Origin of the sequence: Burkholderia territorii (assembly GCF_902833055.1) — a bacterium.
GTDB classification, from domain to species: domain Bacteria; phylum Pseudomonadota; class Gammaproteobacteria; order Burkholderiales; family Burkholderiaceae; genus Burkholderia; species Burkholderia territorii.
This window is the reverse complement of the sequence record NZ_CADFEJ010000012.1, coordinates 46,643-60,201: the sequence shown is the minus strand read 5'-3', so window position 1 is coordinate 60,201 and position 13,559 is coordinate 46,643. Positions and strand designations below refer to the sequence as shown.

Annotated in this window: 6 protein-coding genes and 1 pseudogene; 5 read left to right on the top strand and 2 right to left on the bottom strand. The window is 68.5% G+C overall.

From position 1 onward, the window contains the following. Nucleotides 1–336: 336 nt before the first annotated feature. Complete coding sequence (locus HW466_RS20190; RefSeq protein WP_059447268.1) at nt 337–1,251, bottom strand: glutaminase; 915 nt, start codon at nt 1,249–1,251, stop codon at nt 337–339. Nucleotides 1,252–1,474: 223 nt separating this feature from the next. Between HW466_RS20190 and HW466_RS20185 the strand changes: the two genes are divergently transcribed. Then, nucleotides 1,475–2,185, top strand: a complete 711-nt coding sequence (locus HW466_RS20185; protein ID WP_059447269.1) for a response regulator — start codon at nt 1,475–1,477, stop codon at nt 2,183–2,185. A 64-nt stretch (nt 2,186–2,249) separates the two neighbouring features. Next, complete coding sequence (locus HW466_RS20180) at nt 2,250–3,380, top strand: ATP-binding protein (protein ID WP_151004222.1); 1,131 nt, start codon at nt 2,250–2,252, stop codon at nt 3,378–3,380. Between the two features lie 6 nt (nt 3,381–3,386). Here the strand turns inward: HW466_RS20180 and HW466_RS20175 are convergent, their stop codons facing one another. After that, nucleotides 3,387–5,807 carry a patatin-like phospholipase family protein gene (locus tag HW466_RS20175; protein WP_060135595.1) on the bottom strand — a complete coding sequence of 807 codons (2,421 nt, stop codon included), beginning with the start codon at nt 5,805–5,807 and terminating at the stop codon, nt 3,387–3,389. A 270-nt stretch (nt 5,808–6,077) separates the two neighbouring features. On the opposite strand from HW466_RS20175, the gene mreB reads away from it, so the two are divergent. The 3 genes and pseudogenes from mreB (at nt 6,078) to HW466_RS20165 (ending at nt 13,525) form a co-directional block, all read left to right on the top strand. Then, the gene (gene mreB, locus HW466_RS20170) at nt 6,078–7,112 is read left to right on the top strand and encodes a rod shape-determining protein (protein ID WP_059447300.1); all 1,035 of its coding nucleotides are present in this window, start codon (nt 6,078–6,080) and stop codon (nt 7,110–7,112) included. A 30-nt stretch (nt 7,113–7,142) separates the two neighbouring features. Continuing rightward, nucleotides 7,143–7,388, top strand: a pseudogene (locus tag HW466_RS31930) (YdcF family protein); the annotation flags it as partial. 533 nt (nt 7,389–7,921) lie between these two features. Continuing rightward, entirely contained in the window at nt 7,922–13,525 is a 5,604-nt protein-coding gene (locus HW466_RS20165) for an autotransporter domain-containing protein (protein WP_174905614.1), read from the top strand. Nucleotides 13,526–13,559 lie beyond the last annotated feature (34 nt).

The window sequence follows — 13,559 nt, the reverse complement described above, 5'->3', positions numbered from 1 at the left end:
AGCGTACCCGATGCGTCGATTCGTTGACGCGATCAAAACACTGGAAAATTGACGGGTATATTAACACTCGTCGGTGGCTTCGGTGATGTCAAAATGGGGCGCAACGAGGTGTCCAGACGACCACCATTTTCTGGACACGGCTGCTGCGCAGCAGGTGACTGAACAGACATTCGTTTCACCTTAAACGCGATCGGCTATGTCCGCCTGAGTCGACCGGCTGCAATGGGTCGCTTGCTGCCGATTACCGATAAACCATTTCCCCATTGCGCACGCCTGTGCACGCCCATATGAACCCGCCGCCGCTGAGCCAGACGAGCCACACCAAACTTCAACGCATCAGAAAATCGACCGCCCGGAATACGTAGTCAACCATTCCAAAGCCCTCGTCCCCGCCAACGAATTCCCATTCGCATCGAGCCCCGGAGCCCACACGCACACGGCCATATCGCCCGGCAGCACCGCGACGATCCCGCCGCCGACGCCGCTCTTGGCCGGCAAGCCCACGCGATAGACGAAGTCGCCTGCCGCGTCATACGTCCCGCAGGTCAACATCAGCGCCGACAGCCGCTTTGCCGAACTCGCGTCGACGATCCGCTCGCCGGTGACGGGCGCGACGCCGCCGTTCGCGAGAAACAGCGCCGCTTGCGCAAGCTCGACGCAGTTCATCGTGATCGCACACTGGCGGCAATACGCTTCGACCACCGTGTCGGGCGGCATCTGCATGTTGCCGAAGCTCGCCATGAAATGCGCCATCGCGCGGTTGCGCTCCGCATGTTGCAGCTCCGACAGCGCAACGCGCGAATCGTAGTCGAGGTCGGTCGCGCCGATCAGCCGCCGCACGAATTCGACGAGCGCCGTCTCGGCTTTCACGAAACGGCGGCACAGCACGTCGGTGACGACCAGCGCGCCGGCGTTGATGAACGGGTTGCGCGGCTTGCCGCGCTCGCTTTCGAGCTGAACGAGCGAATTGAACGCGGTACCGGACGGCTCGCGTCCGACCCGTTCCCACAGCGCATCGCCGAGCAGCTGGAATGCGAGCGTGCACGCGAACAGCTTCGAGATGCTCTGGATCGAGAAACGCTCGCGCGCGTCGCCGACCGTGTAAACGTTTCCGTCCAGCGTCACGACGGCCATGCCGAACTTGTCGGCGGGCACCTTGGCGAGCTCGGGAATGTAGTCGGCAACACGTCCCTGGCCGATCCAGGGGGCGAGTTCGGCATGGATGCGTTCGAGGATCGGCTGATAGTTCATCGTGTGCGAGGCAGGGCGGGGCGCGGCCCGGTTTTCAGAGAGCCCGTATGGAACCGTTTCGGCGCCGATTCGTCAAGCGCGGCTGCCATCGCACCCTTATTTTCCCGATCTTCAAACAGGCAATCGGCGGGCGCAGTATCATGCGGTACGTTTCGGCCGATGGCCGGCAGCCGGTGCATGCCCGGTGCCGCCGCGGTCTCCCCGTATGATCCGACCGTTGCCCATGTCTTTTCGCATCCTGCTCGTCGAAGACGACACCCGCTTGTCCACGCTGATCGCCGGCTACCTGCGCAAGAACGACTACGAAGTCGACACTGTGCTGCACGGTGACGCCGCCGTGCCGGCGATCCTGTCCACGCGCCCGGATCTCGTCATTCTCGACGTGAACCTGCCGGGCAAGGACGGTTTCGAGATCTGCCGCGAGGCGCGCAAGCAGTATGACGGCGTGATCATCATGGTGACGGCGCGAGACGAGCCGTTCGACGAACTGCTGGGCCTGGAATTCGGCGCCGACGACTACGTGCACAAGCCGGTCGAGCCGCGCATCCTGCTCGCGCGGATCAAGGCGCAACTGCGCCGCGTTCCCGTGCGCACGGCCGACGGTGCCGCGCCGCAGCCGGAGCGCTACACGTTCGGCCAGTTCTCGATCGACCGCACCGACCGCTCGGTCGTGCTGCCGGGCGGCGACTCGCCCGACCTCACGTCGGCGGAGTTCGACCTGCTCTGGGTGCTGGTATGCCATGCGGGGGAAGTGGTCAGTCGCGACGATCTGATGCTGCAACTGCGCGGCGTCGAGTTCGACGGGCTCGATCGCACGATCGACGGGCGCATCTCGAAGCTGCGCCGCAAGCTCCACGACGATGCGGGCAACCCGCAGCGGATCAAGACGATCCGCAGCAAGGGTTACCAGTTCAGCAAGCATGCGTGGGAATGACGCCGGCCCGGCGCAATGCCGCCGGCCGGCGCCGCCGCGCATCGCACGATAGCCGGAAGCCCCGATGATCCGACACACCCGTTCGCACCCCGATGCACCGCCGCTTTCCACGCTGCGCTACGTCAAATGGCGCTGGCTGCATTTCCGGCGCGCGTGGACCGACACGCGCGCCGACCGCATTCCGAGCTGGTCGCGCCTGTACGTGCGCACTTACCTGCACCTGCTCGGCCTCGTCTTGCTGACGGCGCTCGTGCCGGCGCTCGCGCTGTGCGTGGTGCTGTCGCCGCAAGTCGTGTGGCATGCGTTCGATGCGCTGCCGGGCGACATCTGGATCGTGCTCGCGTTCGTGTTCGCCGCGCCCGCGCTCGCCGCGTACCGATGGATGCGGCCGGTCTGGTCGGATCTCGTGATGGTGCGCGAACGCGCGATCGACTTCACCGGCGGGCGCTTCAACACGCGCGCGCGCGAATCGCACAGCGTGATCATCGGCCCGCTTGCGCGCACGCTGAACGCGCTCGCGATGCGCATGGAGCGTCTGATCGCCGCGCAGCGCGACCTGACGAACGGCATCTCGCACGAGCTGCGCACGCCGCTCGCGCGCGTGCGCTTCGCGCTCGAAATGCTGCGCGAACCGGGCTCCGCCGCCGAATACCACGGTGCGCTGGAGAGCATCGCGCAGGACGTGACGGAGCTCGAGGAACTGATCGACATGAGCCTCACGTACGCGCGGCTCGAATACAGCTCGCTGCAGTCGAACCTCGAATTGACCGCGCCGGTCGCGTGGTTCGAGCACCAGATCAGCGACGCGCAACTGCTGTATCCGGAGCGCGCGATCGAGTCGCGCATCGCGATCGCGTCGGATCTGCGCGTGAAGATGGACCGGCGGCTGATGTCGTACGCGATGCGCAACCTGCTGCGCAATGCGAGCAAATACGCGGCGTCGCGGATCGTCGTCGGGCTCGCGATCGAGCACGGCAACATCGCGATCTACGTCGAGGACGACGGCCCGGGCGTGCCGGAGAGCGAGCGCGAACGCATCTTCGACGCGTTCGTGCGCCTGGACCGCCGCACCGGCGGCTACGGGCTCGGGCTCGCGATCACGCGGCAGGTGCTCCACGCGCACAACGGCCGGATCGCGGTGGTCGATCCGGCCGAACTCGGCGGCGCGCGCTTCGAGATCAGCTGGCCGATCTGAGCGCCGTCAATACGTGCGGCCGAGCTGCAGGTAGATGTTGCGCCGGCCGCCCGGCGCAAGCGCGACACCCATGTACAGCGGACCGAATGCCGTCGACAGGCTCGTGAAGAACGTATAGCTCTGCTTGAGCGTGCCGCCGCCGACGTTCACGCCGCTCGACCACACGTTGCCGAGTTCCGCGCTGGCGCCGATCGACAGCGCCTTGATCGGCGACGCGTTGAACGTCATCAGCTGGTTCATGTACGTCACGTTGCCGTACGCGAGTTCGTTGCCGGTCAGCTGGTCGGCCGCATACGCGGCGAGATGCTGGAATCCGCCGAGCGTGAAGTTGAACGCGTTGATCAGGTTGGTGCCGCCGATGCTCTTGCCGCCTTCGATCGTCGCACTGACGCTGTGCCGGCCGAACTGTTGCGCGATCATCGCCTTGCCGTAGAGCTCGGTGTAGGGCCTGTTGGACACATCGGTGAGATTCTCGGCGGACTCGCTGTTATGCGACCACAGCGACCGCTCGACACGGAATTCGCCGTAATAGCCGCGCCTCGGGAACATCGGATCGTCGAGCTGATCGATGACGAGCCGCGCGCGCGCGGTCAGCGCCTGCGACGTGAAGCTCGGCCACATCAGCGTCGAGCTGCCGTCGTCGAACGGGAACGGCAGGTTGTAGTTCGGCGAGCCATGCCCGGTCGCGTAGCCGATACCCATCCGGAAGTCGCCGAGCCGCGCGATCGGCAGGCCGAAGTCGAGGCCGGTGCGCGCCGTCTGCATCAGGTACTGATTCAGCTTCACCTCGCCGCTGTCGTCGTACACGTTCACGTAGCGACGCTGATATTCCGCGTAGGGCGAAATGTAGAAGCCGTAGGCGGCCGGCAACGGCTGGCGCAACTCGACGCGCGCCGACTGCAGGTCGCTGCCGATCGTCGTATCCGCGCGGAACTCGAGGCCCGATTCGGTGAGCCACGGCCGCCGATAGCCGACGTGCAGGCGGAAGCCGCCTTCGTCGGTCGAGCTGCTCGACATCCCGACGCCGAACAGCAGGAAATTCGGCCCCCAGTATTTCTCCCGCGCATCGATCTCGAGCACGTTCTCGTCGCCGTGGCTCACGATCTGCTGCGTCACGCTCTCGAAATTGCCGCCGGTCGTCAACCCGAGCAGGTCCTGGCTGACCGTCGCCGGATCGTAGATGTCGCCCGGCCTCACGTGCAGCGCGTCGCTGACGACGCGCTTGGGCACGCCGCCGGTCGTCTTGATCTCGACCCGCGTGATGCGGATCGGCGGCGGTAGCGGCTGCGCATGCGCGGACCGGTAGGCCGCGTACTGTTCCGGCGTGAGCGCGAAGTGCCGCAGCCGTGGCAGCGCCGCCGTCGCGGCGGCCGCGCCGGCGGCGATCGCCTGCTTCGCGTTCTGGAAATCGGTGAACGCGAGCGAGCCGAGGTCGGGCGTGAGCAGCACGTCCTGCGCGGCGAGCTGCTTGCGCTGCGACGTCACGTTCTGGCGGATCAGGATGCCGACCATCTGCTGCATCACGTCGGCCGGCGACGCGAGCGCGTCGAGCGGGCGCAGCGGCGAGCCGATGTCGACGGCGATCACGACCTTCGCGCCCATCTGCCGCGCGGTGTCGACCGGCAGGTTGCTGACGAGCCCGCCGTCGACGAGCGCGCGACCGTTGATCTCGGCCGGCGCGAACAGGCCGGGCATCGCCATGCTCGCGCGGATCGCGAGCGGCAGCGAGCCGTGGTCGAGCACGACCATCTGGCCGGTCTGCAGGTCGGTCGCGACCGCGCGATACGGGATCGGCAACTGGTCGAACGGCTGGTTGGTCGGCACGGCGGCCGTCCAGTTCGCGAGCAGCGCCTGCAGCCGGTTGCCCTGCACGAGGCCGACCGGCGCCTTCACGCCTTTCTTGCCGAAGCCGAGCGTCAGGCTGTTGATGTAGAGCCGCTCGTCCTCGCGGCTGCTTTGCGGGAGGTCCGCGCGATCGGTCACGTCGAACGCGATGTCGGCCAGGTTCACCTCCGACAGCTGCTTCTGCATCTCGTCGGCGGCCATCCCGCTCGCGTACAGGCCGCCGACCACGGCGCCCATGCTGGTGCCGGCGATGCAGTCGATCGGGATGCGGTTCTCCTCGAGCACCTTCAGCACGCCCAGGTGCGCATATCCGCGCGCACCGCCGCCGGACAGCACGAGGCCGATCGCCGGCCGCCCGGCCGGGCCGCCGTCGGCGGTGCAGGATGGCGCGGGCCTGGCGGCGGGGGCGGCGGCCGTCGTGACAGGGGCGGCCGGCGCGGCGGCCGTGGCCGTCGCTGCGTCGCGGGCGGCGGTGTCGGCGGCCGGCAGGGGCTGCGCGGCAACGGTGCAGCACCAGAGCGCAACGAGCGTTGCGCCGAGTCGGCGCACCCCGAACCAGCGGGGAAAAGCGGTCGCTGTCATGGAGGAATACCTGGCGTGATCGGGCGTCGGACGCCTGCCGGGAGCAGGCAAGACCGAGAGATTACCGTGTTTTACAAGCGCGGCGCGAGAGGCCGATACGTAGCCGCAGGGCCGTCGGAACGCGCATTCGGCAATTTCGTCGCGAAAAAATCATGGGAATTGTCTAAAGTACCGGAACGAATTGCCGCTAAGTCCGTGATGGAGCGGGAAAAGTACGCCGCGGGGACGCGGTCTGGCCGTTTCGGCCGGTTTGTTCAAAAAAGGCTTGATATGTCGACACCGCTGTTCGGAAAGTTGTTTGCGCAACCCGTTGCGATCGACCCTGGGACGGCGAGTACGCGGATTTACACACACGAGCGGGGCGTCGTGCTGAACCAGCCGTCCGTCGTCTGCTTTCGCAAGGGCGGCGCGACCGACGCGCGGCCGACCCTCGAAGCGGTCGGCGAGCTCGCGAAGGCGCTGCTCGGCCGCGAGCCGGGGCATCTGGAGGCCGTGCGGCCCATGCGGCACGGCGTGATCGCCGATGCGCACGCCGCCGAGCAGATGATTCGCCGCTTCATCGACATGTCGCGCACGCGCTCGCGTTTCGGCCGCCGCGTCGAGGTCACGCTGTGCGTGCCGTCGGATGCGACGGCGGTCGAGCGCCGCGCGATCCGCGAGGCCGCGTTCGCGGCCGGTGTATCGGAGGTCGAACTGATCGAGGAAGCGCTCGCCGCCGGGCTCGGCGCGGGCCTGCCGGTGACCGAGCCGGTCGGCTCGATGGTGATCGACATCGGTGCCGGGACGACCGAAGTCGCGGTGATCGCGCTGGGCGGCATCGTCTACCGCGAGGCGATCCGCGTGGGCGGCAACCAGTTCGACGCGGCGATCGTCAACCACGTGCGCAACCTGTACGGCGTGCTGCTCGGCGAGCAGACCGCCGAGCGCGTGAAGACGACGATCGGCTCGGCCACCAGCGCCGTGCCGCGCACGTCGACGCGCGCGATCGGGCGCGGCGTCGCGGACGGCCTGCCGCGCTCGATCGAGTTGACCAACCACGACGTGGCGGACGCGCTGGCCGCGCCGCTCAAGCAGGTGATCGGTGCGGTGAAGTCGGTGCTGGAAAATGCGCCCGCCGAACTCCTGACCGACATCGCGCATCGCGGCGTCGTGCTCACGGGCGGCGGCGCGCTGCTCGCGGGCCTCGAACGCCTGCTGCGCGACGAGACCGGCCTGGCCGCGCGGATCGCCGACGAACCCGCCACCTGCGCCGTGCGCGGCGCGGGGGAGGCGATGGGGCGGCTCGCGACGTGCCCGGTGGATTGACCGCGGCCGGGCACGCGCGTTGACGATTCTTCAAGGGCGCTGATCGTCAGCCAGCATTACCCCCTCGCGCGGGCACGCCTTGCGTTCGAGCGGGTCGGCATCGCGCCCGCCAACATCTTCGCCGCGTATCCGCGCCACTTCCAGTGGCGCGACATTTATTCGAGCTGGCGGGAAGTGCCCGCATACGCGATCCATGCGCTGCGCCTGGAGCTCGATCCCGATGCGCGGCCGATGTCGTTCCGGCCGATGCTTTATTTGATTAGCCTGTTTTCGTAACGCGGCAGTTCGGCCGCGATTCGATCCGATTCAGGCCAATGGAATTGGTTCGGATTGTTTGTGCCGATCGCCGCCTACGTCATTCATATTGCACTGCGAAAATCGAAGTGATGCCCAACGAAGCGTCGGGTTTTCACCGATCACGCGGCCGCTCGGCGCCTTGTGATCGATTCGGCCGCGAAATTCATGCGTGCCACGGCGTTTTTGCGCATTTCGACAAGTAAAAAATACGTATCTCATTGGTCGCTCTCCGATAAATAAATATCGACTGGAAAACCCTGTTTTTTTGATATAGCCTTGTCTGACAAAAGCAGGGCGGTAATCAAATCAACCAGAAAATCGCTGCATAAAAACCAGGGGCCACGATCATGTCATCCGGCTAGTTTTGCCTTCGCAAACGCGGGTCGAATAACCAGCAGTTCATCCACGAATAAACCGACGTCGTTCCGCGACAGCCGGAGGGCACGCTTGCGCCCCGGATATTCCGCCGTCGCCGGTTCGATTCAGCGGTCATGCCGACGACGAGGGGACGCATGAACATTCCGCATTCGAAGAAGAGCGCAGAGCCGTTTCCGAGATTCCTGTTGCCGACCGGCGTGTTGCTGGCATTGTCCGGCGCGGGCATCGTTCCCGCGTACGCGACGTGCAGCACCGCAGGCACGACGGTGACCTGTTCCGGCGTCGCGAATCCGCTGGCGCCGAGCTATGCAAACAGCGCCAACAACGTGAACGCCACCGTCAACCCCGGCGCGAGCGTGGGCGTGCTGCTGGGCGTCGGCGGCACCGCGATGTCGCTGACCGGCAGCGGCGTCACGCTGACCAACAACGGCACGATCGATCCTTCCGCGCTCGGCTCGGGGCTCGGCATCCTGTCGAGCGGCGCGGTGGTCGGCAATGCATCGGCGAGCACCACGACCGTCACCAACAACGGCACGATGATGGGCTCGACCGGTGTCGCGATCAGCGGCGTGACGGGCATGGCGCTGTCGGTTCAGAACGGCACGGGCGGCGTCTCCAACATCACGAACACCGGCACGATCAGCTCGACCGCGCTGCCCGGTGCCACGCTCGCCGGCGCGGACGCGCCCGTGGTCGCCGCTTACGGCGGCGGTCAGGTCAACATGACGAACAGCGGGACGATCATCGGCCGCGTGTCGCTCGGCTCGAGCGGCACGGCCGGCGTCGGCAACACATTCGTGAACTCCGGCACGATCAACGGCGGCGTGTCGATGGGCGCGAACAGCACGAACACGTTCACCGCCGTCACCGGCTCATCGGTCAATACGGCGGGCGGCACGGGCGGCGCGTTCAACATCACGATCGGCCCCGTCACGCTCGGCGTCGCGGCGACCGGCGTCGTCGACGGCGGCGCGGGCGGCGACAACACGCTCGTGCTGCAGCAGGGCACCACGGCGAACGGTACGATCGCGGTCAACAACTACATCAACTTCAATCATCTCGACCTCACGAGCGGCAACTGGACGATCAACGGCGCGTCGACCGCGCAGGACGCAACGCTCGCGGGCGGCGTCGCGATCATCAACGACAATGCGTCGCTCGGCACGGGCACCGTGGCGGCCACCGGTGGCGCGCTGCAGGCGGGCACGGCCGGGTTGAACGTCGCCAACGACGTGACGCTCGGCGTAGGCGGGCTGACGGTGCAGGGCGCGACCGGGCTCACGCTGTCGGGCACGGTGACGGGCGGCGGCGCGCTGACGAAGAACGACGGCGGCACGCTGACGCTGTCGGGCGCGAGCTCGTATTCGGGCGGCACGAACCTGAACGGCGGCGGCCTGGTGGTCGGCAACAACACGGCGCTCGGCACCGGCGCGCTGAACGTCAACGCGGCGGCGTCGCTCGACACGAGCACGAACGTGACGCTCGGCAACGAGATCAATCTCGCCACCGGCGCCACGCTGACGGTCGGCGGCAGCAACGCGCTCGGGCTGTCCGGCACGATCGCGGGCGCGGGCGGCCTCGTGAAGAACGGCGCGGCGACGCTGACGCTGAGCGGCACGAACACGTACACCGGCGACACGACGATCAACGCCGGCACGCTCGCGCTCGGTACGGGCGGCAGCCTCGCGGCGACCGGCACGGTCAACCTGACCGGTGCGGGCGCGACCTTCGACCTGAGCGGCGCGTCGGGCGCGCAGACGATCGGCGCGCTGGCCGGTGCGGCAGGCACGAACGTGAACCTCGGCAGCAATTCGCTGACGCTCGACGGCACCGTCAATACGACCTACGCGGGCACGATCGCCGGCGCGGGCAGCGTGACGCTGTCCGGCACCGGCACGCAATCGCTGACCGGCCCGAACGTCTACAGCGGCGGCACGAACCTGAACGGCGGCAGTCTCGTCGTCGGCAGCAACACGGCACTGGGCACCGGCGCGGTGAACGTCAACGGCTCGTCGACGCTCGATGCGAGCGCCAACGTGTCGCTCGCGAACGGCTTCAACGTCGCGACCGGCACGACGCTGACGGTCGGCGGCACCACCGATCTCGGGCTCGGCGGCACGATCTCCGGCGGCGGGGGCCTCGTGAAGAACGGCGCGGCGACGCTGACGCTGAGCGGCGCGAACAATTACACGGGCGGCACGACGCTGAACGCCGGCGTTCTCGCGCTCGGCAATGCCGCGGCACTCGGTTCCGGCACGCTGAGCGTCGGCGGCGCGGCGACGCTCGATGCGAACACGAACCTGTCGATCGGCAACGCGATCGACCTCGGCGCGAGCGCGGCGCTCACGCTGGGCGGCAGCAATGCACTCGGGCTGGGTGGTGCGATTTCGGGTGCCGGCGCGCTGGTGAAGAACGGCTCGGCGACCGTGACGCTGACGGGCGCGAACACGTATACGGGCGGCACGACGATCAACGCGGGCACATTGGCGCTCGGCGCGGGCGGCAGCCTCGCGGCGACCGGCGCGATGAACCTCGCGAACGCGGGCGCGACGCTCGACCTGAGCGCTGCGACGGGGGCGCAATCGATCGGCGCGCTGAATGGCGTAGCCGGCACGAACGTGAATCTCGGCGCCAACGCGCTGACGCTGGGCGGGACGGCCGGCGGCACCTTCAGCGGCGCGATTGGCGGAACCGGCAGCCTGACGCTGGCCGGCACCGGCACGCAGACGCTGAACGGCGCGAGCACGTATTCGGGCGGCACGAACCTCAATAGCGGCGGCCTCGTGCTCGGCAACGCGTCGGCACTCGGCACCGGCGCGCTGAATGTCGGCGGCGCGGCGACGCTCGATACGAATGCGAGCCTGTCGATCAACAACGCAGTCGCTCTCGGCACGGGCGCGACGCTGACGCTCGGCGGCAGCAATGCGCTCGGATTGAGCGGCGCGATCTCCGGCACGGGTGCGCTCGTAAAGGACGGCGCGGCGACCACGACGCTCACGGGCACGAACACGTACACCGGCGGCACGACGATCAACGCGGGCACGCTGGCGCTCGGCGCGGGCGGCAGCCTGGCGGCGACCGGCGCGATGAACCTTGCGAACGCGGGCGCGACGCTCGACCTGAGCGGCGCGGCCGGTGCGCAAACATTTGGCGCGCTGTCGGGCGTGGCCGGCACGAACGTGAATCTCGGCGCCAACGCGCTGACGCTGGGCGGGGCGGGCAGCGGCACGTTCAATGGAGCGATCGGCGGCACCGGCAGCGTGACGCTGGCGGGCACCGGCACGCAGACGCTGAACGGCGCGAGCACGTATTCGGGCGGCACGAACCTGAACGGCGGCGGCCTCGTGCTCGGCAACGCATCGGCACTCGGCACCGGCGCGCTCAACGTGGGCGGCGCGGCGACGCTCGATACGAATGCGAGCCTGTCGATCAACAACGCAGTCGCTCTCGGCACGGGCGCGACGCTGACGCTCGGCGGCAGCAATGCGCTCGGATTGAGCGGCGCGATCTCCGGCACTGGCGCGCTCGTGAAGGACGGCGCGGCGACCACGACGCTCACCGGCGCGAACACGTACACCGGCGGCACGACAATCAACGCGGGCACGCTGGCGCTCGGCGCGGGCGGCAGCCTGGCGGCGACCGGCCCGGTGAATCTCGCGAACGCGGGCGCGACGCTCGACCTGAGCGGCGCGTCGGGTGCGCAAACGCTCGGCGCGCTGTCGGGCGTGGCGGGCAGCAACGTGAGCCTCGGCGGCAACGCGCTGACGTTGGGCGGCACCGCCAGCGGCGCGTTCGGCGGGGTGATCGGCGGCACGGGCGGCCTGACGGTCGCGGGCACCGGCATCCAGACGCTGACCGGCAGCAACACGTACACGGGCGGCACGACGATCGCGGCGGGCGGCACGCTGCAGCTCGGCAACGGTGGCACGTCGGGCAGCGTGGTCGGCAATGTCGTCGACAACGGCGCGCTGATCGTCAACCAGTCCGCGAACGTGACGCTCGCGAACGTGCTGTCCGGCACCGGCTCGCTGACGCAGGCCGGCAGCGGACAGCTGACGCTGACCGGCACGAGCACGCTGAGCGGCCCCACCACGGTGGCCGCGGGCACGCTCGCCGTCGACGGTTCGCTCGGCCAGTCGACCGTGACCGTGCAGAACGGCGCGACGCTCACGGGCACCGGCACCGTCGGCGGCCTCGTCGTGCAGAGCGGCGCGTTCGCGGCCGTGTCGCAGCCGGGCGCGGCGCTGAACGTCGCCGGCAACGTCACGTTCCAGCCGGGCTCGACGCTGCAGGTCGCGGTCACGCCGCAACAGGGCGGCAGCATCGCGGCGAGCGGCACGGCCACGCTGAACGGCGGCACCGTGCAGGTGCTCGCGAACCAGGCCAGCTACCAGCCGACCACCAAGTACACGATCCTGAGCGCGTCGTCGGGCGTGCAGGGCACGTTCAGCCAGGTGAATTCGAACTACGCGTTCCTGATGCCGACGCTCAGCTACGATCCGGACCACGTATACCTGCAACTGGTCTCGAACGGCACGGCGCTGCCGGATGTCGCGACGACGCCGAACCAGCGCGCGGTCGCCACCGCGATCGGTGCGCTCGGCGCGGGCAACCCGCTGTACGACACGGTGCTGACGACCGATGCCGCCACCGCGCGCCGCGCCTACGGGATGCTCGACGGCGAATTGCAGGCGAGCTTGAAGAGCATGCTGCTGCTCGACAGCCGCTACGTGCGCGATGCCGTGACCGATCGCGTGCGCCAGGGCCTTGCGCCGGGATCGGGGCCGCTCGCCGCGCTGTCGTCGGGCGGCGCCGCGCTGTGCGGCGACAACACGGCCGGGGCGGTTGACCCGACGCTGCCGCCGGAGCGCCGGATCGGTTCGCGCGAAGGATGCCATGGCGGCACGCCGTACCAGCCGGTGGTCTGGGGGCAGGCGTTCGGCGGCCGCAGCAGGCTCGCGGGCGACGGCAACACGTCGACGATCAATCGCAGCATGACGGGCTTCATCGCCGGTGCCGACATGGCGCTCAACGACAAGTGGCGCGCCGGCCTGGCCGCCGGCGTCACGCACGGCTCGCTCGACAACGACCAGAGCGCGTCGGCGTCGGTCAACAGCTACTACCTGTCGCTGTACGGCGGCGCGCAGTACGGCGCGCTCGGCGTGCGCGGCGGCGCGTCGTACACGTGGTATCGGATCAACAGCGACCGCTACCCGGGCTTCGCGGGCTTCTCCGATCACGATTCGGCCGGCTACAACGCGAATTCCGCGCAGGTCTTCGGGGAAGTCGGCTATGCGCTGCCGGTCGGGCCGGTCGCGCTCGAACCGTTCGCGGGCCTGGCTTACGTGAACCTGCATACCGACGGCTATACGGAAAGCGGCGGTGCGGCCGCGCTGCGTGCGGGCGGCGAGACGACCCACGTCGGGTTCTCGACACTCGGCCTGCGTGCCGCGTCGCAACTCGGCACGATCGCAAGCGGCACGTTCACCGCGCGCGGGACGGTCGGCTGGCGGCATGCGTTCGGCAACGTTCAGCCGTCGTCGGCGTTCACGTTCGCGAACGGCGGTACGTCGTTCCAGGTGTCGGGCGTGCCGATTGCGCGCGACAGCGCGGTGCTCGAAGCCGGCATCGACGCGGCCATCACGAAACGCCTGACGCTCGGCCTCACGTTCAGCGGCCAGTATGGCGGCGGCGTGCGCGACAACGCGGTGCTCGGCAACATCCTGTGGAAATTCTGAGCGCCGGCTGATGTGTCTGTACGCGCCCCCGCGC

What these genes read in the sequence shown, in the direction of transcription:
- HW466_RS20175 (WP_060135595.1), bottom strand. Translation starts at nt 5,807, where the DNA reads ATGACAGCGACCGCTTTTCCCCGCTGGTTCGGGGTGCGCCGACTCGGC.
- HW466_RS20165 (WP_174905614.1), top strand. Translation starts at nt 7,922, where the DNA reads ATGAACATTCCGCATTCGAAGAAGAGCGCAGAGCCGTTTCCGAGATTC.
- HW466_RS20190 (WP_059447268.1), bottom strand. Translation starts at nt 1,251, where the DNA reads ATGAACTATCAGCCGATCCTCGAACGCATCCATGCCGAACTCGCCCCC.
- HW466_RS20185 (WP_059447269.1), top strand. Translation starts at nt 1,475, where the DNA reads ATGTCTTTTCGCATCCTGCTCGTCGAAGACGACACCCGCTTGTCCACG.
- mreB (WP_059447300.1), top strand. Translation starts at nt 6,078, where the DNA reads ATGTCGACACCGCTGTTCGGAAAGTTGTTTGCGCAACCCGTTGCGATC.
- HW466_RS20180 (WP_151004222.1), top strand. Translation starts at nt 2,250, where the DNA reads ATGATCCGACACACCCGTTCGCACCCCGATGCACCGCCGCTTTCCACG.